Annotated in this window: 23 protein-coding genes and 1 tRNA gene; 12 read left to right on the top strand and 12 right to left on the bottom strand. The window is 33.8% G+C overall.

Translation table 11 applies throughout. The features are described 5' to 3' along the window. Nucleotides 1–35: 35 nt before the first annotated feature. From ACFPH8_RS06020 to ACFPH8_RS06005, 4 genes are all read right to left on the bottom strand, one after another. Nucleotides 36–2,789: a PorP/SprF family type IX secretion system membrane protein gene (locus tag ACFPH8_RS06020; RefSeq protein WP_376859316.1), complete on the bottom strand. Its 2,754-nt coding sequence runs from the start codon at nucleotides 2,787–2,789 to the stop codon at nucleotides 36–38. Beyond that, nucleotides 2,790–4,175, bottom strand: coding sequence for a T9SS type B sorting domain-containing protein (locus ACFPH8_RS06015; protein ID WP_376859314.1), 1,386 nt, complete (start codon nucleotides 4,173–4,175; stop codon nucleotides 2,790–2,792). A 210-nt stretch (nucleotides 4,176–4,385) separates the two neighbouring features. Continuing rightward, nucleotides 4,386–5,687 (bottom strand): hypothetical protein, encoded by a 1,302-nt coding sequence (locus ACFPH8_RS06010; protein WP_376859312.1) that lies wholly within the window; start codon nucleotides 5,685–5,687, stop codon nucleotides 4,386–4,388. Nucleotides 5,688–5,962: 275 nt separating this feature from the next. Continuing rightward, on the bottom strand, nucleotides 5,963–6,415 hold the full coding sequence (locus tag ACFPH8_RS06005) for a hypothetical protein (RefSeq protein ID WP_248400190.1): 453 nt from the start codon (nucleotides 6,413–6,415) through the stop codon (nucleotides 5,963–5,965). A gap of 257 nt (nucleotides 6,416–6,672) precedes the next feature. Here ACFPH8_RS06005 and ACFPH8_RS06000 point away from each other — a divergent pair, with 257 nt between their 5' ends. The 4 genes from ACFPH8_RS06000 to ACFPH8_RS05985 all read left to right on the top strand — a co-directional run bounded on the left by ACFPH8_RS06000 (nucleotide 6,673) and on the right by ACFPH8_RS05985 (nucleotide 10,679). Continuing rightward, a complete protein-coding gene (locus ACFPH8_RS06000) occupies nucleotides 6,673–7,452 on the top strand; it encodes a DUF3108 domain-containing protein (RefSeq protein ID WP_376859309.1) in 780 nt (259 codons plus the stop codon). Between the two features lie 6 nt (nucleotides 7,453–7,458). Further along, nucleotides 7,459–7,881, top strand: a complete 423-nt coding sequence (locus tag ACFPH8_RS05995; protein WP_376859307.1) for an FUSC family protein — start codon at nucleotides 7,459–7,461, stop codon at nucleotides 7,879–7,881. A gap of 90 nt (nucleotides 7,882–7,971) precedes the next feature. Beyond that, nucleotides 7,972–9,009: a M28 family peptidase gene (locus tag ACFPH8_RS05990; protein WP_248400196.1), complete on the top strand. Its 1,038-nt coding sequence runs from the start codon at nucleotides 7,972–7,974 to the stop codon at nucleotides 9,007–9,009. Nucleotides 9,010–9,122: 113 nt separating this feature from the next. Then, entirely contained in the window at nucleotides 9,123–10,679 is a 1,557-nt protein-coding gene (locus ACFPH8_RS05985) for a M28 family peptidase (protein WP_248400198.1), read from the top strand. A gap of 167 nt (nucleotides 10,680–10,846) precedes the next feature. Here ACFPH8_RS05985 and ACFPH8_RS05980 read toward each other — a convergent pair. From ACFPH8_RS05980 to ACFPH8_RS05970, 3 genes are all read right to left on the bottom strand, one after another. Further along, a tRNA-His gene (locus ACFPH8_RS05980) sits at nucleotides 10,847–10,922 on the bottom strand. A 60-nt stretch (nucleotides 10,923–10,982) separates the two neighbouring features. Then, entirely contained in the window at nucleotides 10,983–11,705 is a 723-nt protein-coding gene (bshB1, locus tag ACFPH8_RS05975; RefSeq protein WP_376859305.1) for a bacillithiol biosynthesis deacetylase BshB1, read from the bottom strand. 2 nt (nucleotides 11,706–11,707) lie between these two features. Beyond that, nucleotides 11,708–12,865, bottom strand: coding sequence for a trans-sulfuration enzyme family protein (locus tag ACFPH8_RS05970; protein ID WP_376859303.1), 1,158 nt, complete (start codon nucleotides 12,863–12,865; stop codon nucleotides 11,708–11,710). 189 nt (nucleotides 12,866–13,054) lie between these two features. On the opposite strand from ACFPH8_RS05970, the gene ACFPH8_RS05965 reads away from it, so the two are divergent. Further along, nucleotides 13,055–13,426, top strand: coding sequence for a hypothetical protein (locus tag ACFPH8_RS05965; RefSeq protein WP_248400204.1), 372 nt, complete (start codon nucleotides 13,055–13,057; stop codon nucleotides 13,424–13,426). A 10-nt stretch (nucleotides 13,427–13,436) separates the two neighbouring features. Here ACFPH8_RS05965 and mscL read toward each other — a convergent pair whose 3' ends face one another. The 4 genes from mscL to ACFPH8_RS05945 all read right to left on the bottom strand — a co-directional run bounded on the left by mscL (nucleotide 13,437) and on the right by ACFPH8_RS05945 (nucleotide 17,938). After that, nucleotides 13,437–13,880, bottom strand: coding sequence for a large conductance mechanosensitive channel protein MscL (gene mscL / locus ACFPH8_RS05960; RefSeq protein WP_248400206.1), 444 nt, complete (start codon nucleotides 13,878–13,880; stop codon nucleotides 13,437–13,439). A 13-nt stretch (nucleotides 13,881–13,893) separates the two neighbouring features. Continuing rightward, complete coding sequence (locus tag ACFPH8_RS05955) at nucleotides 13,894–17,106, bottom strand: cytochrome c biogenesis protein (protein WP_376859300.1); 3,213 nt, start codon at nucleotides 17,104–17,106, stop codon at nucleotides 13,894–13,896. Between the two features lie 122 nt (nucleotides 17,107–17,228). After that, on the bottom strand, nucleotides 17,229–17,633 hold the full coding sequence (locus ACFPH8_RS05950; RefSeq protein ID WP_248400218.1) for a group III truncated hemoglobin: 405 nt from the start codon (nucleotides 17,631–17,633) through the stop codon (nucleotides 17,229–17,231). An 8-nt stretch (nucleotides 17,634–17,641) separates the two neighbouring features. After that, on the bottom strand, nucleotides 17,642–17,938 hold the full coding sequence (locus ACFPH8_RS05945; RefSeq protein WP_376859297.1) for a hypothetical protein: 297 nt from the start codon (nucleotides 17,936–17,938) through the stop codon (nucleotides 17,642–17,644). Nucleotides 17,939–18,009: 71 nt separating this feature from the next. Between ACFPH8_RS05945 and ACFPH8_RS05940 the strand changes: the two genes are divergently transcribed. The 7 genes from ACFPH8_RS05940 (at nucleotide 18,010) to corA (ending at nucleotide 23,311) form a co-directional block, all read left to right on the top strand. Next, a complete protein-coding gene (locus ACFPH8_RS05940) occupies nucleotides 18,010–18,597 on the top strand; it encodes a Crp/Fnr family transcriptional regulator (RefSeq protein WP_248400222.1) in 588 nt (195 codons plus the stop codon). Between the two features lie 19 nt (nucleotides 18,598–18,616). Continuing rightward, complete coding sequence (locus tag ACFPH8_RS05935) at nucleotides 18,617–19,408, top strand: Rossmann-like and DUF2520 domain-containing protein (RefSeq protein ID WP_376859295.1); 792 nt, start codon at nucleotides 18,617–18,619, stop codon at nucleotides 19,406–19,408. 77 nt (nucleotides 19,409–19,485) lie between these two features. After that, on the top strand, nucleotides 19,486–20,016 hold the full coding sequence (locus ACFPH8_RS05930; protein WP_376859293.1) for a KdsC family phosphatase: 531 nt from the start codon (nucleotides 19,486–19,488) through the stop codon (nucleotides 20,014–20,016). Between the two features lie 58 nt (nucleotides 20,017–20,074). Beyond that, on the top strand, nucleotides 20,075–20,992 hold the full coding sequence (locus ACFPH8_RS05925; protein ID WP_376859291.1) for a geranylgeranylglycerol-phosphate geranylgeranyltransferase: 918 nt from the start codon (nucleotides 20,075–20,077) through the stop codon (nucleotides 20,990–20,992). Further along, entirely contained in the window at nucleotides 20,992–21,582 is a 591-nt protein-coding gene (locus ACFPH8_RS05920) for a Maf-like protein (RefSeq protein ID WP_376859289.1), read from the top strand. The genes ACFPH8_RS05925 and ACFPH8_RS05920 overlap by 1 nt, the downstream gene beginning before the upstream one ends. Before the next feature lie 70 nt (nucleotides 21,583–21,652). After that, entirely contained in the window at nucleotides 21,653–22,210 is a 558-nt protein-coding gene (locus ACFPH8_RS05915; protein WP_248400232.1) for a mechanosensitive ion channel domain-containing protein, read from the top strand. A gap of 33 nt (nucleotides 22,211–22,243) precedes the next feature. Beyond that, the gene (gene corA, locus ACFPH8_RS05910; protein WP_376859287.1) at nucleotides 22,244–23,311 is read left to right on the top strand and encodes a magnesium/cobalt transporter CorA; all 1,068 of its coding nucleotides are present in this window, start codon (nucleotides 22,244–22,246) and stop codon (nucleotides 23,309–23,311) included. A 42-nt stretch (nucleotides 23,312–23,353) separates the two neighbouring features. Here corA and ACFPH8_RS05905 read toward each other — a convergent pair whose 3' ends face one another. Then, on the bottom strand, nucleotides 23,354–23,950 hold the full coding sequence (locus ACFPH8_RS05905) for a hypothetical protein (protein WP_376859285.1): 597 nt from the start codon (nucleotides 23,948–23,950) through the stop codon (nucleotides 23,354–23,356). Between the last annotated feature and the right edge of the window lie 129 nt (nucleotides 23,951–24,079).

The following is a 24,079-nucleotide window of genomic DNA, read 5'->3' as shown; positions in this document are numbered from 1 at the left end:
GGGGCATTAAAAAGAGCAAATGGGGCACTCTATTTTTAATCTTCTATCTTAACTACAGACATTTCTTGGTTATAGGGTTTATTTCCTTTAGTTTCTAGGGCTCTCATAGCCTCTTCTACATAATCAAATTTTTGATAGTAAATAAAGTACTTACTCGAATTTACATCAAAAAAGAAATTAATGTTTGATTGTCCGGCAGCGATAGCTTTTTCTAAAAAAGCATCTCGTTCACTAACATTTTTATGCACGGCAACTATCATATAGTAACCGTTATCAACATTCTGAACACCTTTTAAAATTTGCACATTACTGCTCTGCTTCTCACCAGAATCAAAATCTTCTGCCGTTAAAGGAACCGTACTTAATGGGGTGCTGTTTTTAATTCTTTCAAGCGTCGCCATATCTTTATTATACCTATCCTTTTCATTATCGTATAGCGCACGTTTAATTCGACGTTTTCTTTCAATTTCTGTTGCTAATTTTATAGATTCTAATGTTGACACTAAACTAGCTCTGGTTCGTTCAGCTTCTGCTTGATCCGCTTTTAAACCACGAATAGTTTCTAAATAATATTTAGTGGTTTCATCATTTTTATTTGAACCTTTTTGGATGCGTTGTATATATAGATTTTCTAAATTCTTAATATCTTCGTTACGCTTATTTATTATAATATCTAAATCCGATTTGATAGCTTCCATTGCTCTGTTTTCCGCTGAAATACTCTTAAATGGTTTAGGTTCCATATAAATTCCTTGTTCACTTAAATCATTTTCTTCTTTAAGATCTTTCAGATCCTTATTTTTAGAAATAACAACTTCGTTTAATCGCACTAATAAAATTTCTTGTTCTTTTTCAGAGTCTTTTGTTGACTCGGTAATTGCGTACATGGATTTAGCTAAATCATCTTTTTGAGTTATAGCAACATCCGTTTCTATGACCCGTGATTGCGCTGCTTGTGCTTGAGCAGTTGCTTCGGCTGCTAATCTTGCTTCCTCGGCTACTTGTGCTTGAGCCGCTGCTTCGGCTGCTAATCTTGCTTCCTCGGCTGCTTGTGCTTGAGCCGCTGCTTCGGCTGCTAATCTTGCTTCTTCTGCTGCTTGGGCTTGGGCTGCTGCTTCGGCTGCTAATCTTGCTTCCTCGGCTGCTTGGGCTTGGGCTGCTGCTTCGGCTGCTAATCTTGCTTCCTCGGCTGCTTGTGCTTCGGCTGCTGCTTCGGCCGCTAATCTTGCTTCTTCTGCTGCTTGTGCTTGAGCCGTTGCTTCGGCTGCTAATCTTGCTTCTTCTGCTGCTTGGGCTTGGGCTGCTGCTTCGGCCGCTAATCTTGCTTCCTCGGCTGCTTGTGCTTGAGCCGTTGCTTCGGCTGCTAATCTTGCTTCTTCTGCTGCTTGTGCTTGGGCCGTTGCTTCGGCTGCTAATCTTGCTTCCTCGGCTGCTTGTGCTTGAGCAGTTGCTTCGGCTGCTAATCTTGCTTCTTCTGCTGCTTGCGCTTGGGCTGCTGCTTCGGCCGCTAATCTTGCTTCCTCGGCTGCTTGTGCTTGGGCTGCTGCTTCGGCTGCTAATCTTGCTTCCTCGGCTGCTTGTGCTTGAGCCGTTGCTTCGGCTGCTTGCGCTTGGTTTTCGTCTTCGACTTGAGATTCTGCCAAAGCCGCAGCTTTCGCTTCGCGTTCTATTCTAGCTTCTTCTTTAGCTTCTTCACGTGCAAGAGCTCTAGCTTCTATAGCTAATCTTTTTTCTTCTAATTCCAATGCTTTTTGTTCTGCTCGTTCCGCTTTAGCATCAGCATCTAATTTGGATGTACTACTAGCCGAAGCAAGCGTACGTTTTTTCTGTTTTTTAATAAGGAGTGCTTGTTCTCTATCGTCACCACTATATTTAAATCGATTTCTCGTATTAAATTTATAAGCCAAGGTAAATTCATGGGATGAACCAAAGGTTGATAAATCGCCCATAGCCTTTTCGTAATTATATTCTATTGAAATTTGTTCCGTAATATTCATACCAACACCTCCCATTACGCCATAAACGGTATTATAGCCCAGCTGCGCCCATATCCCTTTTGGAACCATTAACATAGCAACACCTGAGAAAATAATTTGATCTGTTTTAAATTCGGATTTAACTAAAGCTGAAAATTTACTTTCATCAAAGAAACCGCGACTATACATATAACCTGTATACATAACATGCGCCTGAATGCTTCGTTGTGGATCTTCTTTTAGTAATTCGGAAGATTTTAAATTATATTGTACTAAGTTGTTTACAGACACACCTAGATCAAAAAATACCAATCCGTAATTAATTCCGGGACTGACGGTAAAAATTGAATTTTTAGAAATATTATCTAATGAAGGGTCTGGTTCGTTTAAAACAACGCTTCCTTCGTTTATACTACTGGTATAAAAACCAAGATTCAATCCAAAAGTTAAATTACTATCTGTTTGTAGCTGGGCATTATAGGCCAAGTTAACAATACCTCCAAAGGTTGTTAATACACCATGATTTTGTTGAAATAAACCAACACCTACTCCCATGTTTTCACTATAACGTCCTGAATAATTTACTAAATACGTTACGGGTGCATCTTCAAATTGAATCCACTCTCTTTTATTGGTTATATTGATATACGTGTTTTGTTCTCTTACAAAACTAAAGGTTGGATTGGTTAAATATCTATTAAACTTTAAGGAACTTCTTACAGGAATAGCTAACGACACAACACCGTCCTCTTGAGAGAAAGAAAGTTGTGTTGAACACACGGTTAAAGCTATTATTAGTAAAAATGCTCTCATTTATTTTATAATGGTTATTGAACCTTTTTTTGTTTTATTATCTGTTGTGGTAATCACGTAGTAATAAACAGGGTTTACACTATTAAAGTTAATTTCGTTTTCTGGCCAATTATTTTGATAATCGGTGGTTTTTAGAGAAACCTTTCCGTAGGAATCCATTATGATTACTTCGGTATTTGTTCCACTTACATATTCGTTTGGAATAATCCATGTATCGTTGATGCCATCGCCGTTGGGACTTATAACATTTGGAATTTTTTCAACACTAGGGAATGGATCTATAGGTGCTTCAATTACAAATGAAAATTCATTGGAAACTAGACAACCTGTTGTTTGGCTAATAACAACTTGGTAATCACCATATTCCGATGCATCATAGGTGTTTCCATTGGCACCAGGAATAAGGGTATTATTTAAAAACCACTGATATTCTGGACTATTAGCAGAGCTTGTAACTTCTACATATAATGTATCATTAGCATCCATCACATTTATCTCGTCCACATTAATACTACTTGTAAAGCCGTCACTTTCTAAATCAATAAATGCAGTTGTTGTACAGCTCCCTAAATCAATACTTACAGAATACGTTCCAGACGATGTCGTTTCAAAAGTTTGATTAGTTGCTCCAGAAATAACTTCGCCATCTAAAAACCACTGGTAACCATTCCCTTCAGTTGTGGTTAAAGTGGTTGGTCCGCCACTTGGGCAAAATGGATTTCCTAAACTAGAAAGAACCGCCATTGTTGAGCCCGATGTAGATTCTGAAACTGTTACACGATTAGAATAGGAGTCTGAAGTACATGTCCCATAATTAGTTTCCACAAAATATGTTCCCGGTGAACTAACGGTTAAAGTTTCACCATCTGCCACAAAAACGGAAGTTGAAGGACCTGTTGTTCTGTACCATTTATAGGTTAGTGATGGATAATTTAATGGGGAATCGTTTATTCCAGTTCCAGGGTTATCTATTGTTAAAACATAACTTCCTCCAGCGCAATAAGTTGCTATTGGAATTAAATTATTGATTGAAAACGGTGTGTCTTGAATTTTGTAATAGGCGGCAAATGTTGATGATCCAGAGCTTGTAGCAGCCGGTGCAGTACTTTTAACGCGCAACCTATATGATTCACCTGATGTAATAGTTGGCAAACCAAAGCTTAAAGTTGCGGGTGAAGTTGTAATGGCTCCTGCTGTTGAAGTAGCCACAGTTGTGGCACTAGCAAAACTACCAGTTGCATCAGATAGCTCAATTATAAATTGATTAGACGGATTTAATCCTGCTTCTGGAGAAAAACTAAAGGTAACATTAAACGTATTAAAAGATTCATTTGCACAAGCTTGGGTAAATCCAATATTTGGAACACCTATAGCTATCTGTGCCATTATGTTCTGACTTATGGTTAGAACAAAAAAACACATTACAAAAAAGGAATTTTTTACAAAAGTAGTTTTATCCATACGCTTTATTTATTGGTAGTCGGTACAAAAACAATGATTTATATAACACTGTGTTTGCACGTTTGAGGGGCTTAAAATAATTTAGGATTAATAAAAATGAACCTTCTAAAGAAGATTCATAAATAAACTAAATTTCTAATCATCATTGGATGCTATAATTTTATTTATTCGCAGTCTAAAATCTGGCCTTCTAGAATTTTGTAAATCAATAAAGGTTTCAGAATCCAATCCTTTTGAATACACATTAAAGAAACTGCTATTTCCATACCAACTCTCTAAATCTTCATTATTAGATTTATATTCCGTGAAAATATTTCCATTACAGTTATTGAAATACATTTCAGTAAATTTTATCCTGTCTAAAGTTTCACTGTTAATTTTCATCTTATTTGCTAAAAGCACAGCTGGATTAAATCCAGAGATGACACTTTTATTCATATCTAGTTCGGCCAACTCATCAATAAAAATAGCTTCTTTAACCAAGCCTAATTCGATTTCAGATTTCAAATTATTACTAGCGTTGATAAATGTTAGGTTTGTTGCAAGTACTGAAGTTTGCTTTTTAGAAAAATCGATTTCTGATTTATCATCTTTAAAGGATGCCACGTTTAGGCATCTAGATCCATCTGGACTAGAAACGTAAGATGACCTAACAGCTAATGAATTGTATAAATTACTTTGAGCTCCATAATTAAAGTTATAATCTATTTTTTCAGATTTATAAGATACAGCTTCACTTATATTAACTTGCCCGCCATACACATCGAAGGAATTACCCGCTGAAAAACTAACCATAATATTTTCTAAAATAGTTTGGCTTCCCACACCTGCCAACAATAAGGCATTAAAATTCTCACCGCTCTTTAACTTTTTACCAGCATATTCAATTCGTACATAGCGCAAAATACCGGAATTGCTTTCAGTATTTTCTCCACCATAGCTAACATGGTCATAAGAGGCTGATTTAAAATCGTAATTTACGGAAGATCCATTACCAAATTTATTAATTGGTGCATCGCCTAGAATAATGATTCCTCCCCAATCGCCTGCTTTTTTCACACTTCTATTAGAAGTAAAAACAATAGGATCGGTTTCCAAACCATCAGCAATTATTGTAGCACCTTTAGTAATAATTAAAGCACCACTGGATTTAAAGTCTCCTATTATAACTGTTCCAGGCTCAATAAATAAAGTAGCGTTATTGGTAACAAAAACATTACCTAACAACATGTAGGTGTTTTTTTTGCTAAGCTTTGTATCAGCTGAAATGGTTCCGGTTAAAATCTCGGTGGCTTCACCATATTCATTTAAATCTGGTTTAAATTCTGTCCAAGAATTTAACCAGTTATCAGTGCCAATAATACCTTTCTCTTGTTGGGAGTAGGAATTGGAAAACACTAATAAAAAAATGCATAAGAGTTGGGGCAAATTTTTCATAGTTAAAATAGTTATTTATTAATCATAAATATTCTTTTTATTATATACCAAACATATAAATAAATTCCACTAAACACAAATAATAACGACAAAATGCACAAATGAACATGTTCTTGAGGTTTTTTCCTACAAATATGATACTGTTTTAAAAACTAACATTTATTAATAATATAGTTATTGTCTAACAGAAAATTTGTTCGAGAAAATATGCGCTTAATTAGCTTTGCTTTGATAATAGCAATCTAGATTATAATACCGCTTTAAAATAGCCTATATTAAAATCTATTATTTTCGCTATATATATGTAAAGATTTTAAAGTTTCTTCATAAAACAAAATCGCCGCTATTAAATTAGATCTGTCCGAATAGGGTAGAATTTTATTCTGAAAATCCATAGTACTTAAAAAGTAATCCCTAGTAGCGTCTATTTGAGTATCTAAAGCAGTTCTATTGTCTTTCGTATCTGGAATACCAAAGGTAGACATGGTAACGCCAGGCTTTGTTGCAAATGCTATATAAGGTAGAATTTTAATAATAATTTCAATTCGCTCATTATACAGTCCTAACAAAACACCTTTTTGCATCTGCTCCAGTTCCTTTCTGTCATGGTATTTAGAAATACCAACATCTTGACTGATAATACTTTTAGGTGCATCCTTATTCTGGCCAGATGCAATGCCTGTCATTAATAGACAGGTTAAACAAAACAAAGTAATTTTAGATTTCATGTTATAGGTTTTGGGGTTTAATATCACAAATTTATGCAATTAAACGAAAAAAACAAGCGTTTTGTCGATTATTTCATGTTTATCCACAATTATTTTTCGGCAATATTGAAATCAAAACGCTAACATTCAGATAATAATGTAATTATGAAAACTTTAACAATTAGGTTCTACCAAATCTGATTATACTTTTTTTCTAACATTTTACTTTCGGCACAATAAATGTTATTACCTTCGTTATACTAAAAACTAAAAATTATATGTTTAAATATTTTTTCATTTTAAGTCTTTTTGTTGCGTCTGTCGGCTATTCACAAAATACAGCCGTTTCAATGAACGAAAGCTTAAAGTTTACTGCAGCTTACAACATGTCTGGCATTATGACCGATTTAGCTGAAGTAACCATGGAGACTAGCCTTGTAAAGACATCAAAAGTTACGCTATTGCGTTTAAAAACAACAGCAACCACTTATAGCAAATGGGATAATTTTTTTAAAATTCGTGATTTATACGAAAGCTACGTAAGTCCTAAAACCTTAACACCTTATTTACATAAGCGTGATATTAACGAAGGTGGTTATTACAAAGCAATGCAGTATAAATTTAAAAATAAAACAAATACAGTTGAAAGCATCAAGAAAAAACGACGTGGTGATGGGACTATTTGGGAAGAAAAGAAAAGCATAAATATAGGTAGCTCCACCAATGATATTGTAACCACTATATACAAAATGCGTAATTTAAATTTAGAGCAAGCAACAACAGGCAAAAACTTTCCTTTAACTGTAATTTTTGATAATAAAGAATTTAAAATTTCAGTGGTGTATTTAGGAACCGAAACGATTAATACCGCCATTGGTAAAAAAACGTGTTACAAACTAGGAATTTCTGTTAACAATAGTTCGGTTTTAAAAGGCTCTAATGATAATTTATTGTGGTTAACCGCGGATGCTAATAAAGTACCTGTTTACGCTAAATTTAAAATAGCCGTTGGTAATGGTGAATTAAAAATAAAATCTGCTACGGGATTAAAAAATTAAAATAACATGAGAATACTAATTATAATTTTAAGTTTAATTTCAGCGGCTTTTGCTGTTATTCTATCCGTTCTACCAGTTTCAAACTTGGCATTTATTCCTGCTATACTTGCACTTGTTTTGGGTTTAATTGGCTTCTATTTGTCCAATAAAAAAAACAAACCCAAACACACCATAAAATTGGCCTTCCTCCTAACTATTATTGCTTTATCCATTTCTATTTACAAGGCTATTTTTGATACATCGGAAGTTGGTAATACAGAACAATTAGAACTTACAGAACAACAATCTGAAGAAGAAGCTATAGAGGTTTTAGAGGATTTGGATATCGAGGACATGGAAGATATGGATTTGGAAGATATGGATTTGGAAGATATCGATTTGGAAGGTGTTGAATTTGAAGATGTGGATGGAGAAGATATTGACTTATAAATATAATTATTATAATTTCCCACAGTTTAGAAAGATAATACTTCGGTATTATCTTTTTTTTTGTTTTATTTATAGGCTAAATAGCTATAAATGAAAGGATTTGTTATTGCTTCGGCACTTACATTAGTTGGTTCTTGTGCCACAACTCGTTATTCAACTAAAATTGAAAACATAAAAAACAATATTCAACTCACGGATAGTGCAACCGTTATGCGTTTTGCTAATACAATAACCGCTAACGAATTAAAAACGCATCTTATAGCTTATGCTTCCAATGATTTTCAAGGACGAAAAACAGGAGAACTTGGACAGAAAAAAGCAGCCAATTTTCTGAAAGAATACTACCAATCTCAAAACATTTATTCGCCAATAAAAGATTCTTTATATTATCAAGAGATTTCAAAGGCTTTTTTACCGGACAACATCAAATCCACAGAAAATGTTTTGGCCTACATCAAAGGCTCCGAAAAGCCCGATGAAGTTGTTATTATTTCTGCACATTTGGACCATTTAGGAATTGAAGATGATCAGATTTTTAATGGAGCTGATGATAATGGGTCTGGAACAACAGCTTTAATGGAAATGGCCCAAGCTTTCCAATTAGCAGCACTGGAAGGTTTTATGCCAAAACGCAGCATTTTATTTTTACATCTAACCGGCGAAGAGCTAGGTTTATATGGCTCAAGATACTATATAGAGAATCCTATTTTTGACTTAAATAAAACCATGGTCGATTTAAATATTGATATGATTGGTCGTATAGATAAAAAACATGAGGACAATCCCAACTATCTCTATGTAATTGGCGCAGACAGAATTAGTAAAGAGCTTCATTTTATTTCTGAAAAAATAAATGACACCTATTTCCATTTAGATTTAGACTACACCTACAATGATGAAGATGATCATAACCGTTATTATTATAGGTCTGATCATTATAAATTTGCTCAAGAAAATATTCCTGTCATATTTTATTTCAATGGTGAGCATGACGATTATCATCAAGCTACAGATACACCAGATAAAATTGAATATGATTTATTGGCTACACGCGCACGACTCATATTTAGTACGGCATGGTATTTAGCTAATAAAGAACATAAATTAATTCATAACGAGGATATTTAATAGCTTGTTAAAGTTTGTTAAATGTAAATGCGCATTTCTTTGAAATGATAGGTTATTTCGTAATATTGTCTTTAACACAAAAGTTATTTATTAACATCACTTACTTATAATTTATGAGAAAATCAGTTTTTATTCTAAGTGCTACGCTTTTAGCATTTAGTTGTGGATCAACACAGGAAAAGCAAACAGCTACAAAAGCTACCGAGATTGCTAATCCTATGGAATATGCTAATACCATAACATCTGCCGAGCTAAAAGAAATGTTATACACCTATGCCTCTGATGAATTTGAAGGTAGACTTACAGGTGAAAAAGGACAAAAAATGGCGGTGGAATATTTAAAGCAACAATACATTACTATGGATGTTCCTGCAGCAAAAGCGGACGGGAATTATTTTCAAGATGTACCGCTAGAAGTTATGGAAGCGCCTAAAGTTAACCTAACCGTTAATGGAAAATCTTATAAAATGATAGACGATTTCGTTTCTGCTTCAACATCTAAAAATGGAAGCCTTACCGTGACGGATATTGTTTTTGCTGATTATGGCATTGATGATGAAAATTACAACAGCTACAATAATCTAGCTGTTAAAGGTAAAGTGGTTTTAATCCGATCTGGTGAACCTAAAAAAGCTGATGGCAACTATGTAATAAGCGGATCTGATGAAAGTTCAAAGTGGTCAAATTTTAGACAAGAATATGCGGCCAAACGTGATGCTGCTAAAGAGCGTGGCGCTGCTGCAGTTTTGTTTTATTATCCTGAAATTTATGACATGGCTGCGCAACGATTTGGTGGCTCTAGTGGAAGAATGTCTTTACGTGGTAATGCAGATGACATGTTCTATTTTTTAATAAATACAGATTTAGCGAAAGCTATCATGCCAACTATAGAAACAGCTACTAAAACAGAAACATTAACGGTTCCAATGAATCTAGAATATATAAATGCATCCAATGAGTTTATATCTGAAAACGTTGCGGCATTTATTAAAGGTTCTGAAAAACCAGATGAAGTTATTGTACTTTCAGCACATTTAGACCACATGGGTATTGAGGATGGAGAAATTTTTAATGGTGCCGATGATGATGGTTCAGGTACTGTTGCTATCATTGAAATTGCTGAAGCCTTTAAAACTGCTGTAAAAAATGGACATAGACCAAAACGTTCAATTTTATTTTTGCACGTTACAGCTGAAGAAAAAGGACTTTTAGGTTCCCGTTACTATACAGATACAGATCCTATTTTTCCGTTGGCAAATACTGTCGCAAATTTAAATATAGATATGATTGGTCGTACAGATCCGAAACGTACGGAAGGAGCAGACAACTATATTTACTTAATTGGTAGTGATAAATTAAGTCAAGAGTTACATGATATTTCGGAAGAAGTTAATAAAACATATATGAACATTGAATTAGATTATAAATACAATGATGATAATGATCCAAATAGATTTTATTACCGCTCTGATCATTATAACTTTGCTAAAAATAATATTCCTGTTATTTTCTATTTTAATGGAACACATGATGATTATCACCGACCAAGTGATACGCCAGACAAAATCCGTTATGATTTGTTAGAAAATAGAACACGTTTGGTATTTTATACGGCGTGGGAACTAGCAAACCGCGAAAACAGAATTATAGTTGATAAAATAAAAGAATAACTTCTTGTCAATTAAACATAAAAAAGCCTTTTAGACATAAACTAAAAGGCTTTTTTATGTTTAAACACCTCGTTAATTTACTGTTAAACAATTAGTTGTACACTAAAAACAGCAAACCTTATATACAAAAAAAGCCTTTCAGAGATTCTGAAAGGCTTTATAATTTTGGGTGGAAGACGGGATTCGAACCCGCGACCCTTGGTACCACAAACCAATGCTCTAACCAGCTGAGCTACAACCACCATTTTAATAGGTCTGCAAAGATAATTTAATTCCTATTTCCTGCAAAGTATTTTTGAAAAATTATTTCAAATCAAACAAACTATTAATTGCTGGGTACCGTTCTACTGTAAAACCTTCAGCGTAATTAACACCCACAATTCGTCCTAAATCGCGTGCCCTATAGTCCACACTATCAGTAAAGTTCTTGCTTGAAATAGGTGTTTCAGGCTCTTTACTTTTAGGGTCAAAAAACTGGGTTTTATAGGCGTAAACCGCCGCTAATTTTTTTTCCATAAATCCGGAAATATCCACTACAAAATCTGGTTCAAGGTATTTCCATTGGATATAATGAAATACCAGTTTTGGCCGCCAAGGCTTTTGTGGTGTATTGGTGTCCGATAAGGTGGTTTCAATTTTAAGTAATCCGCTCAAAAAACAGGCATTGCTTACCACATCACTCCCCTTCCCATGATCAATATGTCTATCATCAATAGCATTGCATAAAACCATTTCCGGTTGGTATTTCCGTATCATTTTTATTATTTCTAATTGATGGCTTTTATCGTTAACAAAAAATCCATCAGCAAAGCCTAAATTTTCACGAATAGCTATACCTAAAATTCGTCCAGCTTCAGCCGCTTCGGCATCGCGTGTTTCTGCGGTTCCTCGAGTTCCTAATTCACCACGTGTTAAATCAATTATTCCAACTTTTTTACCATTAGCTATTTCCTTTGCTATTGTGCCACCACAACCTAGCTCTACGTCGTCGGGATGGGCACCAAAGGCCAAAATATCTAGTTTCATACCTATTTAGTTTTTGTTTTTTTTATAGCTTGATTAATATCAGCCACTAAATCCTTTTTTGATTCGATACCCACAGAAAACCGGATTAATTGATTGCAAATACCAATAGCATCGCGTTCCTCTTGTGTTAATAACCCATGTGATGTTAAATAGGGCGATAAAACCGTACTCTCAACACCCGCTAAACTCATGGAAGATTTAATAAGCTGAAGGTGTTTCTGAAATTGTAATGCCTCCAGACCGTCTTGTAACTCAAAAGACATCATAGCACCAAATCCATGCATTTGTGCTTTAGCCAATTTATATTGCGGATGGGATTTAAGTCCTGGATAGTAAACGGCCTTTACATCGGGATGCTTCTCTAAATATTTGGCAATTTTGTTCGCATTTTTAGTTTGTGCCTTAACACGCAACGCCAATGTTTTCAAGCTACGTTCTAACATCCAAACGGTATAATCGCTTAAATTTCCTCCAAAGTTTTTAGCTACATGCCAGATTTGACCTATCAATTCATCAGAAGCGGCTAAAGCACCCGCCAATATATCACTATGACCGCCTAAATATTTCGTTGCGGAATGCATGATAATATCAATCCCAAAATCAATTGGGTTTTGGTTAATTGGACTTGCAAAAGTATTATCAATACTGGTTAGAATATTATGAGCCTTCCCTAATTTAGCAACACCTTTAATATCGGTTATTGTAAGTAGCGGATTTGAAGGTGTTTCAATGTGAATTAATTTCGTATTAGGTTGAATAGCAGTTTCAAAATCTGCCACCTCATAACCGTCCGTAAACGTGAATTCAATTCCAAACTTAGGAAACTCTTCACGTATAAAATGGCTTGTACCTCCATATAACGTGTTTTGAACCACTAAATGATCACCAGATTTTAAAAATGTTAAAAAAAGCGCACTTAAAGCTGCCATCCCTGAACCAAAAATTAAAGCCGATTCCGTGTGCTCTAATGCCGCAATTTTTTTAGATAAATGTTCCTGATTGGGCGTATTAAAATACCTTGGGTAGCGTTTTACATCAACATCATCAAACGCATAGGATGTAGAAACATAGATGGGTGATACAGCGCCTTTAAACTGTTTATCTTCAATTTCTCCAACATGCGTGCAAATGGTATTAATACCGAATTTTGAAAGTTTCATAACTTAAATTTTTGAACAACTAAATTACAAATAATCTACACGTAATAGGGTAAAATGAGCTAGGCATTTTTTGCGTTTCTTATTATAAATTCAAGTAAAAATAGAACACAAATAAAATATCATATTGATTATCAGGCTTTTAACATATTTTTAAAAATTTACATCAAAATTTTTACTATATTTGGGATTATGACTTCAACAGAACTACAAGAAAGCACCGCGTTTTTAAAAGAATCTTTAACCTATTTAGAGAATTTAGGTTATGACAACATCAAAGCCGATATGGAAGGGTATGAATCTCCAAAATCATATCATAAAAAAGGTTCAGATGTCACAATCACACCTAATATAGTTGCAGAAAAAGCAGGAAGAAAGCACTATTTTGAAATTAGCTTAAAATCTGAAGAACAAATTTTATTAAAATCAAAATGGCGTTTTTTAGATGTTTTAACGCGAATGAAAGATCATCGTTTTAGAATTATCACGCGTCGTGGTCATTACAAATTTACACAAGATATGTTGGACGATTTGAATATGGATAAGGATCTTATTAAATTATAAGACCTACCTCCTATTTAGATTTTTTCATTAGTGTATTCTGTTCCTCCATTAAATCAGTCAATTTAGTGAGTAACTCAATATCTTTAGGCGTAGAAACGGTTTTGTTTTTAGGGTCTTGAGATTTATTACGCAATCTATTCAGAAACTTTACGATTATAAAAATAGTGAAACCTACGATTAAGAAATCTAAAAAGGCTTCACTAAAGGCACCATATCCTATAGCTACTTCATCGGCAATAGTTTTACCAGCATCGTTTAAAACTTCATGACGCAAAATAATACGCTTATCAGACAGGTTAACACCTTCAACTAGCAAAGACAATGGTGGTAGAAATACTTGTTTCACTAAAACATCTACCAATTTATTAAATGCGGCACCAATTATGATACCGATGGCCATGTCCATCATGTTGCCTTTTACGGCAAACTCTTTGAATTCTTTTAGCAACTTCATAACCTAATTAAGATTATTTTTTGTAAAATTTAACATGTTTTCTGTAGGCTAGTAATCCAATTACCGCAACAATACCAAACGCTATTGCAATAAACTTCACACTTACAATCTGATCACCACTTGCGTAAGAATGTAAACCTGCTAGATAAAAATTCACACCAAAATAGGTCATCATAATACTGGAGAACGCAATAATAGACGCGAAATTAAATCCAAATCGACTACGTAATCCAGGAACTAAACGCATGTGAATAACAAAGGCGTAAACCATAATACTAATTAAAGCCCACGTTTCTTTTGGATCCCATCCCCAATAGCGACCCCAACTTTCATTGGCCCACATACCACCTAAAAAGTTACCAATGGTTAATAACACTAGACCAACGGTGAGTGCCATTTCATTAATAATGGTTAATTCTTTAATATTAATTAGTAATTTATCTTTATTGTCTTTTGTGGTGAATATCATTAAAAATAAGACTACAATTCCTAATATTAAACCAAGTGCAAATGGTCCATAACTTGCCACAATGATGGACACGTGAATCATTAACCAATAACTATCTAAAACTGGCTGTAAGTTCGCGATAGCTGGATCCATCCAATTCCAATGTGCCACCATTAATATGATGGCCGTTACAAATGCTGTTGCTGCAATGGTTAAATCGCTTCGTTTTCCGAATGCTAATCCGAAAAACATGGTTGCCCAAGCAACATAAATCATGGATTCGTAAGAATCACTCCAAGGTGCATGGCCGGAAATATACCAACGTACTGCTAAACCTAATGTGTGTAATATAAAGAGTAAAAGAATGACAACCTTGAAAAGGGTTACTACTTTAGCAATGGTTCTATTATTATCTCTAAAAATCTGAACTATTAAGATAATAAACATCAACGCTGACGCATACATATACCAGCTAAACAAATTCTTAAAAATATCATAATGGTTGTAAAGAATCTCGGTCTTTACTTTTTCATCTGAAAGCATCACATCGCTTCCATACTTTTTCTGTGTTTTAGTAAAAGATTCTAAAATTTCATTAACTTTTGTATAATCGCCAGATTTTTTAGCCAAATTCAATGTCATTAAATACGCGCTAAACCCATTGTTGATGAAATTTCCGTAAAGTGAATCTTTAATGTTTTCACGATGTCCATCACGTCTAAATTCCACAGACGATATCCATTTATTATTTTCATCATCAGGAATCGGGAAAATACGCAAGGCATAACCATCTATAGTGTTATATAGTAAATTTACACGTTGATCAGTTTCTTTAAATTCTTTTTGATGCCCATTAGGAATTTGAGCTTTGTAAACTTCTTCCAGATAAGGCGCTAATTTGTAATTTCCTTCAGGGGTGAAGAAATCTACAAGAGGAACATACTCTTGATCTTTTGGTACGCCTATTAGACTTCTAATAGAATCTGCTTTTTGACGCTTTAAATATATAATAGGTACATTGTACCAAAGCAATGGACTTTCCTGAATAGATAAGAATACTTGATTGGCATCAAAATCTTCATAAGTATCGTGTTTACTTAACTTCCGAAGCATTTCTGACGCAAATGTATTTACAGGCATCATTCGTCCACCAATATCTTGAATCACCAAATGGCCAAACTTATCAGCATGTTCTTTTGGTGTGATATTTACAGCTAACACCGAATCAATTTGTGCCTTGGTTGGTCTGCTATTATTATGACCATGACCATCATCAGGTGTGTGCACTTGCGCAAAACTAGTTAACGTGAATGCTAACATTAAAATACTGGCAACTTTGGTTTTTAATCTATTTCGCTTCTTATTTTTAATGGCTGTTAGTTTTCTTTCTAAATCGCCAAAACGCGTGTTTTTATCAAATAATATAGCCATTAATCCTAAATATAATAACATGTAACCTATGTAGGTCACCCATGTACCTAACATATCATGATTTACTGATAATTTTGTTCCTAATTCATCTGGATCAAATCCTGCTTGGAAAAAGCGATAACCGCGATGATCTAAAATATTATTCATAAAAATGCGATAATTAAAATCGCCTTCCTCTTTATCAATTATCGTTACTTCACTTGCAAAAGCTGAATAACTCTTCTCGGTTCCAGGGTATTTATCAGCAATAAAGTCATTCAATTTAATACTAAATGGTAATTCCAATACTTTAGAACCATACTTTACAGCAATATCTAATCCGCCAATTTTTACCTGCTCAAAAGGTTTACTATAGCCTTGACCTCCTAATAGTTTAACCCGTTTTGTTTCGCCTGCTGAAGTAACTTTTAAAACCACACCATTTTCATCGCCACGTAATAATTGAGATTTTTGTACTACATCAAAATCACCTCTAACAACAGGTTTTGGAAATACCATTTGCATATTGCCTATAACGTAACGCGATCTTAAAACTAGAGGCTGTATGCTATCTTTTACCAATAACCCCGTTTGTCCCGTGGCCATGGTCATATACTCACCGTCAAAAGGGGATTGAATGCTTAATTCCCCATCTTTATAAGTAATATTTACAGCACCTTCTTGGTATTTATTCAAAGAAAAAAGTACGTTATGTAAACTTTGTGTTTCACCTACTTTTAAAAAGTGATTATGTGGTGCACCATTTCCTGCTTCCACTATTTTTAAATACTCATCACCTGTTTCATTTGGAACCACATCTAACTCGGCACCACCAATGTATTTTTCTAATTCAAATTTTACATCTTGACCATTATAATCCGTAGCGTAAGAAAAATCATTTTCCAATCTTGGTGAAAAATCTACTTCTTCTTCAACAATTTTTCGCTGCGCCATACCGTCCACCATATAATCGCCATCTATATAAGCTGTGATGTAGGTTTTTTGGGTAAGAAACGAGTTTTCTGTTTCGCCTTCACGAATAGCCATCATACCTTCAAAACCAATATATCTGGTAATTCCAGCACCTAAAATGATTAAAATAAAGGACAAATGCAGCGTAAGCGTTGCCCACTGATTTAAACGCCACAAGCGGTATTTTTTAATATTTCCTATAAAATTAATTATGAACACTAACATTATACCTTCAAACCACCACGTATTGTAAATCAGGTTTCGGCTATAAGGTGTTGGAGATGTTTCTTGCCCTGCATCCATAAAGGTGCCAATTGCCATAGCGGCGGCAAAAGCAATAAATAATACAGACGTTAATCGGGTTGAAAATAGAAATTTAGCGAGTTTATTTAGCATAACTTGAGACTCAAAAATTGAATTGTGCAAATTTAAGGTTTTGTTTTATAAATAATAGCAAATAAACCAAGACTTTTATAGATATGTTTTATCGGGATATAATTAACAAAGTGTAAAAAAGCTTAAGTTGTTGATGGTCTAGCTTGGAAGATATTTAAATACATAAAACTTCCCATTTTTCTAGCACGACGCTTGGCATTTTCAGCCACCTCGCCTTCAAAATGTTCATCTATGGTTTCAAACCATAAATTTAACCAAGCGCCAAAATGATGTTCGGTAATAGCATGGTTATTTTCCTTATCTACTTGAACATGAACTTCAAGCGGGTTTCCGTAGTATTTTTTTTCTAATTTCCGAGTCATAAATAAACTCGTTTCCCAGAAAGTTGTCAATCGGTCAATATGTGCATCCCAATCCGTAATCACACGATTAAAAAAAGGACCTAAAAATTCGTCAGCACGAACTTTATCGTAAAATGAAGAGACTAAAAGAAAGACATCGTCTCGGGTTTCTATGTTTTTTTTCATGTTATGCGTTATGACAATTGATAAACATTAATTATTATCAGCAGAATATTAATAGTGATACTTGCCAATAAAATAGGGAAAATAATTTTGATTTTAGGCTGTGCAAAAATTACAGCATTATAACCCATGGCTAAAACTACGCACAAAGTTAGTTCAAAAAACTTAAACGCTTCGTTAGGACTATTCATTAAAATATACATGGCTGCAATAGAACCAATACAACTTTGTAAAATAATAGTTAGTGGAATGTAGAGAATATAGTTCTCATTAAAGTCCTTAATGGCTTGTTGATATAAAGATTTCATAATAGTGTTTTTTTGTTGAAACAAAATTCTAAAACTTATCTTTGTTTAATTATGATTCAAATCATATCACCATGATTCCAATTGCCATTTTAGAGAAATATCAAGCAACCCTCAAAACCTATTCTAAAGGTCAGGTAGTTTTTAGAGAAAACGAGGAGGCTCTTTTTTATTTTCAAATAAAACAAGGAAAACTTAAAATGTTTAATCATTCGGAAGATGGAAAAGCGTTTATTCAAGGTTTTTTTGAGTCTGGAAAATCATTTGGAGAACCACCATTGTTTCAAAACTCTAATTATCCAGCTTGCGCACAATGCATTACAGATTGCAGTATCTATATGTTGCCTAAAGATCGGTTCTTTGAGTTATTAGAAAACCACCCAAAGGTGCATTTAAAACTCACCAAGATTTTATGTAAGCGCATGATTTATAAGGCGAAAATTATTCAAGAACTTTCTATTCATCCTCCAGAACATCGGATTTTAACCTTATTAAACCATTTTAAAGAAACAGCAAATTCCACCGAGCTTTATGAGGTAAAATTAACACGACAGCAAATTTCGGACTTAACAGGCTTACGCGTTGAAACCGTTATCAGAACCATAAAGCAATTAGAAAAGGATGAAAAATTAATCCTAAAACGGCATAAAGTTTATTTATAATTATGTGTATTTTAGCCTTATGATTTCAGTAAGTATTATTGGCGCAGGAAATGTGGCCACCCATCTATATAAAGCGTTTATTAAGGCAGAAACTATTTCCGTTGTACAATGGTATAATAGGGATATTAGGAAATTAGCCATGTTTCAAAGTGACGTGGAGACCATTGATAATTTATCGGAATTAAAGCCAGCCGATATATATATAATTGCTGTTAGTGATGATGCTATTTCGCATATTTCCGAACAACTCCCTTTCGAAAACCGATTTGTGGTTCATACCTCGGGAAGTGTTAGTGTTTACGATATAGATAAGAAAAACCGACGTGGTGTTTTTTATCCATTGCAAACATTCTCTAAAAACGTTCCTGTGGCCATGGAAACGGTTCCTATTTGTATTGAAACCATAGGCAAAAAAGATGCCCCTCTGTTAAAATTGCTAGGTAAAAGTATGGGCTGTAAAACGCATAAGGTGAATAGTGATCAGCGTAGAACATTACATTTAGCCGCGGTTTTTGTTAATAATTTTACCAATCAATTATATCGGGTGGCTCATGAGATTACAGAGTCTGAAGGTGTAGAATTTGATATTTTAAAACCGCTTATTTTGGAAACTGCAAATAAGGTACAGAATATTTCACCGTATTTAGCACAAACAGGTCCTGCTAAACGCAACGATAAAAAAACAATTAAAAAGCATTTAAAACTGCTTGAAAATGAACAGCATCAAGCTATCTATAAATTACTTACAGCGTCTATTAAAAAAACCCAAGGTGTTAGTAATAAAAAAGTAGTTAAAAACAAAACAAAATAGCTTGTTATGTATTTATTTATCAGCGTATTCAAGCTATAACTCATTTACTAATTAACCCAATAATTCATTAATAAATTATGGAAACTAAAAGTTATAAAGAGTATCTAGAACATATTACCACCTTTATATTTGATGTAGATGGTGTTTTAACTGATGGAACCGTAACCATTTTAACAACTGGTGAAATGCTCCGGAAAATGAACATTAAAGATGGCTATGCTTTAAAAACAGCAGTAAATAAGGGCTATAATATTTGTATAATTTCTGGCGGCACTAATGAAGGTGTTCGTATTAGGTTGGAAGGTTTAGGTATTACGGATGTGTTTTTAGGCTCTCATGATAAAATCCAACAGCTAAACGAATACCTGTCTCAAAACAACATCAAATTGGAAAATGTGTTATATATGGGTGACGATATCCCAGACTACCCCGTTATGAAACTTGTTGGTCTGCCTTGCTGTCCGCAAGATGCGGTTCCTGAAATTAAAGTAATTTCAAAATATATCTCGCATAAAAATGGCGGTTATGGTGCTGTTCGCGATGTAATTGAGCAAGTTTTAAAAGTTCAAGATAACTGGCAAGGTAATTTTGATGCCAAATATGACTAATTCGCATTTAAAGAATTAAAAAATTAACGCTCCTTTAATCACCTACTAACAAACAAGTATGCAAAGTATTTTATCACTAATTCGTTGGAAAAATTTACTCATGATTGCCTTGGTGCAATTACTTATTAAATATGCTTTGCTGGAGTCCTTTGGTGTAACCATTACTTTGAACGGGTTTGGGTTTTCATTACTTATAATAGCAACACTATGTTTAGCGGCTGGTGGTAATATTATAAATGATATTTTTGATCAAGATACAGATGCTGTTAACAAACCCAAAAAGGTAATTGTTGGTAAATCCATTTCTGAAAAAACGGCTTACAGTCTTTTTATTGGCTTTAATGTGGTTGGTGTGCTAATTGGTTTCTATTTATCCCATTTGGTTGGCCGCTCCGGATTCTTTGCCCTTTTTGTCATTGTTTCTGGATTACTATATATTTATGCTTCCTACTTAAAGCAAATGATATTAGTTGGTAATATTGTTATTTCGGCATTAATTGCTTTAAGTATTATTATGGTAGGGTTATTTGAATTATTACCAGCCATTACACCTCAAAATCAAGAAACACAACTCACTTTTTTTAAAATTATATTAGATTATGCCCTGTTTGCTTTCTGCATTAATTTAATACGAGAATTAGTAAAAGACATTGAAGATATTGATGGCGACTACAAAGTTGGTATGAATACACTACCTATTGCTATTGGTCGTGCTCGTGCAACACATGTTACGTTGGCACTAACATTTATTCCCTTGGCTGCCGTTATCTATTATGTCATAACATATCTATATCACAACTTATGGATTGTGGGTTATTTTTTAATTTTTATAATAGCGCCATTAATTTATGTCATAATCCGTTTGTTTCAAGCTAAGCTAAAATCGGACTATAATTTTATTAGTAGTTTGCTTAAAATAATCATGCTCTTCGGAATGTTATCGCTGCTCATTTATAAATATAAACTTCTTGGATAATGCTCAACGAACAATTAAAAAACTTCAGACTTATTCTTGCTTCCGGCTCTCCGAGACGGCAGCAGTTTTTTAAGGAATTAGGCTTGGATTTTGAAATTATTCTAAAACCTATTAAAGAAGAATTCCCAGAACGTTTAAGCCATTTTGAAATCAGTGATTACTTGGCCCAGTTAAAATCCTTACCATTCAAAGCCGAATTAAATCCAAGCGACATTCTCATTACCAGTGACACCATAGTTTGGCACAATAATAAAGCGCTTGGAAAACCTAAAAATGCAGAAGATGCTTTTAATATGATTAAATCCATGAGCAATTCAACGCATGAGGTAATTACTTCGGTTTGTTTTACTACCTCAGAAAAACAGAAAACTGTAAATGCTGTTACTAAAGTTACATTTAAAGCGTTAACAGAAGCGGAAATTAATTACTATATAAATACCTGTAAACCGTTTGATAAAGCGGGAGCTTACGGTATTCAAGAATGGATAGGGCAAATTGGTATTACCAAAATTGAAGGATCCTATTTTAATGTGGTTGGACTACCAACCCATGTTGTTTATCAAACCCTTCAGCAATTTATTTCTTCTTAAATATACCATAAATCGCATCTGTTTGTATGGTTTCTATGCTATCTTTGTCCACTTAATGTGTTAATCAATTATGTTATTATTTATACAGTTTTTTAAAAATTATGAATCGGAAATTTTAGGAAGTATTATCCTTCTTTTAGTTTTATTAATTATTCGGTATATAGCCCGAAAATTAATTAAAAAAATTGGCCATAAAGCTGGAATTAATGATGCAAGAATTCATCTAATTTCAAGGTATGCTACGGCCACGCTTATTTTAATTTGGCTCCTAATAGAAACTATTATTTTCGGTGCTCAATTTGAAGAAATTGCGGTTGTTTTTTCCTCCGTTTTTGCTGTCATAGGAATTGCGCTTTTTGCTATATGGTCTATTTTAAGCAATATTACATCCGGAATAATTATGTTTTTCAACTTTCCATATAAGGTTGGCGATAAAATCATGATTCACGATAAGGACTTCCCAATTGAGGCTATCATTGAGGATATTGCGGCGTTTCAACTGCATTTACGTTTGGATAATGGCGACTTGGTAACCTATCCAAACAACTTAATTCTACAAAAACCTGTTACGCTTCTAAAAAAGGATGCTATTGTTTTACCACAAGACGATGGCACTGATGCTGTATAATTTTTTCAAATAATTGTTGTAAATTTCAACATTATGGGTAAAAAAAGAACATCAAAGTATAAGAAACACGTTGGCAAATCGCCAGGAACTTTAATTTATACGGGAGATAAAACTGCACAAAAGCTTTTTATTGAGTCGTTTGATTATAATCCTGAATTTATCAATGAATTAGAACTTGAATTCATTGAGGACGCCTTTAAATTTAAGTCTACAGATTCCATTACTTGGATTAATATTAATGGCTTAAGTCATATTGATGAAATTGAAAAAATAGGTGCGCATTACAATTTGCATCCCCTTGTATTAGAAGACATTGTCAATACGTCACAGCGACCAAAAATTGATGAATATGAAAATTACATTTTTGTATCCTTAAAAATGCTGTATTATGATGTTGATGAAAATATTACTATAGAACAAGTCAGTTTTGTACTTGGAAAAAACTATGTACTAACTTTTCAGGAATCGGAAGGTGATGTTTTTGATACGGTTCGTGAACGATTGCGCGCCGGCAAAGGAAGAATCCGTACCATGGGTTCGGATTATTTACTGTATGCTTTAATAGACGCCGTGGTTGACCATTACTACATTGTTAGTGAAACCATGGGCAACAAAGTGGAAGATTTAGAGGATGTATTGTTTAGTGGGAATATTAAAGAAGATTTAAGTCAACAGGTATTAAGTCTTAAAAAGGAATTATTAAAAGTCCGTCGGTCTATTTTTCCCTTACGTGAAATAATTAGTCGTATTCTAAAAAGTGATAATACACTTATTCATAAAAAAACCATTCAGTTTTATGATGATGTATATGACCATATTATTCAATTATCCGACAGTATAGATATTTATCGCGAAATGATTTGGAGTTTAATGGATATGTACATGACCACTATTAGTAATAAAATGAATGAGGTCATGAAAGTACTGACTATTATCGCGACTATTTTTATCCCATTAACCTTTATAGCAGGTATTTATGGTATGAATTTCGATAATATGCCAGAACTTCATTTTGAAAATAGTTACTTTATACTATTGGGTATTATGTTCGTTATTTTTATAGGAATGGTTTACTACTTTAAACGCATGAAGTGGTTTTAATTTTCAACCATCCCTAAAATTTCTTGAAGAGTAATTCTGGTATTAATCTACTTTAAAACCTAAAGCAATATAAGGCTGACCATAATTTATAACAGGACCTCCTGATCCATAGAAATTAGAACTTTGAAAAACCACGTTTCCTTCCGTTATTGGGTATGGAACGGGAGAAAAATCGATTTTTCTATAAATCCGCCCTATAGTTTCATTTAAATTACCATAACCTGGCAAAATTGTTCTTCTTACGGTAATCTCATCACCAGACGAAACTATTACAGGTGTAATGGCTTGATAATCTAATGCTGTTTGAGAAAATGTATGGGTGCCAGAATAAGATGCACCAGAAGTATTATTAATAACCTCCATAGTATAGCCACCCGCATAAGCCGTTGCATTTTGATACCCTACAGAACAAATTTCGCCGTTTGCATTTATAATTATATCATATTCATGCGTTTCTAAATCCATGGTTTCATATAAATCATAATCAATATTGGTCGCGAACACGGAATTAATCAAATTATCTACATAACTGTTTTCACATACATTGTTAATTGGATCGTTGTCATCATCACAAGATACCAGCGCTAAAAAGCAACATGTAAAAAATAGTAAAAGTTTATTTGTTTTTAAATTTTTCATGATTATTAGTTTTATTGTTACAACCTGATATCAATAAAACTTCAATTTTGTTACCCTCCTATTTATAGTTTTCGTTTTACGCATCTCAAAAAGTTAGTAGAATTCCCGTATATCATTGCGTTAAAAAAA

It is taken from the genome of Bizionia hallyeonensis, from assembly GCF_042657385.1.
Taxonomy (GTDB): Bacteria; Bacteroidota; Bacteroidia; order Flavobacteriales; family Flavobacteriaceae; genus Algorimicrobium; species Algorimicrobium hallyeonense.
The sequence above is the reverse complement of the archived record's forward strand: the minus strand, read 5'-3'. Positions and strand labels throughout refer to the sequence as shown.

Coding starts and splice junctions, on each gene's coding strand:
- ACFPH8_RS06000 (WP_376859309.1), top strand. CDS start 6,673: ATGTTTAAATATTTTTTCATTTTAAGTCTTTTTGTTGCGTCTGTCGGC.
- ACFPH8_RS05985 (WP_248400198.1), top strand. CDS start 9,123: ATGAGAAAATCAGTTTTTATTCTAAGTGCTACGCTTTTAGCATTTAGT.
- ACFPH8_RS05920 (WP_376859289.1), top strand. CDS start 20,992: ATGCTCAACGAACAATTAAAAAACTTCAGACTTATTCTTGCTTCCGGC.
- ACFPH8_RS05945 (WP_376859297.1), bottom strand. CDS start 17,938: ATGAAATCTTTATATCAACAAGCCATTAAGGACTTTAATGAGAACTAT.
- ACFPH8_RS05905 (WP_376859285.1), bottom strand. CDS start 23,950: ATGAAAAATTTAAAAACAAATAAACTTTTACTATTTTTTACATGTTGC.
- ACFPH8_RS06015 (WP_376859314.1), bottom strand. CDS start 4,175: ATGGCACAGATAGCTATAGGTGTTCCAAATATTGGATTTACCCAAGCT.
- ACFPH8_RS05990 (WP_248400196.1), top strand. CDS start 7,972: ATGAAAGGATTTGTTATTGCTTCGGCACTTACATTAGTTGGTTCTTGT.
- mscL (WP_248400206.1), bottom strand. CDS start 13,880: ATGAAGTTGCTAAAAGAATTCAAAGAGTTTGCCGTAAAAGGCAACATG.
- ACFPH8_RS05950 (WP_248400218.1), bottom strand. CDS start 17,633: ATGAAAAAAAACATAGAAACCCGAGACGATGTCTTTCTTTTAGTCTCT.
- ACFPH8_RS06005 (WP_248400190.1), bottom strand. CDS start 6,415: ATGAAATCTAAAATTACTTTGTTTTGTTTAACCTGTCTATTAATGACA.
- ACFPH8_RS05965 (WP_248400204.1), top strand. CDS start 13,055: ATGACTTCAACAGAACTACAAGAAAGCACCGCGTTTTTAAAAGAATCT.
- ACFPH8_RS05970 (WP_376859303.1), bottom strand. CDS start 12,865: ATGAAACTTTCAAAATTCGGTATTAATACCATTTGCACGCATGTTGGA.
- ACFPH8_RS06020 (WP_376859316.1), bottom strand. CDS start 2,789: ATGAGAGCATTTTTACTAATAATAGCTTTAACCGTGTGTTCAACACAA.
- ACFPH8_RS05955 (WP_376859300.1), bottom strand. CDS start 17,106: ATGCTAAATAAACTCGCTAAATTTCTATTTTCAACCCGATTAACGTCT.
- ACFPH8_RS05935 (WP_376859295.1), top strand. CDS start 18,617: ATGATTTCAGTAAGTATTATTGGCGCAGGAAATGTGGCCACCCATCTA.
- ACFPH8_RS06010 (WP_376859312.1), bottom strand. CDS start 5,687: ATGAAAAATTTGCCCCAACTCTTATGCATTTTTTTATTAGTGTTTTCC.
- ACFPH8_RS05995 (WP_376859307.1), top strand. CDS start 7,459: ATGAGAATACTAATTATAATTTTAAGTTTAATTTCAGCGGCTTTTGCT.
- bshB1 (WP_376859305.1), bottom strand. CDS start 11,705: ATGAAACTAGATATTTTGGCCTTTGGTGCCCATCCCGACGACGTAGAG.
- ACFPH8_RS05940 (WP_248400222.1), top strand. CDS start 18,010: ATGATTCCAATTGCCATTTTAGAGAAATATCAAGCAACCCTCAAAACC.
- ACFPH8_RS05915 (WP_248400232.1), top strand. CDS start 21,653: ATGTTATTATTTATACAGTTTTTTAAAAATTATGAATCGGAAATTTTA.
- ACFPH8_RS05925 (WP_376859291.1), top strand. CDS start 20,075: ATGCAAAGTATTTTATCACTAATTCGTTGGAAAAATTTACTCATGATT.
- corA (WP_376859287.1), top strand. CDS start 22,244: ATGGGTAAAAAAAGAACATCAAAGTATAAGAAACACGTTGGCAAATCG.
- ACFPH8_RS05930 (WP_376859293.1), top strand. CDS start 19,486: ATGGAAACTAAAAGTTATAAAGAGTATCTAGAACATATTACCACCTTT.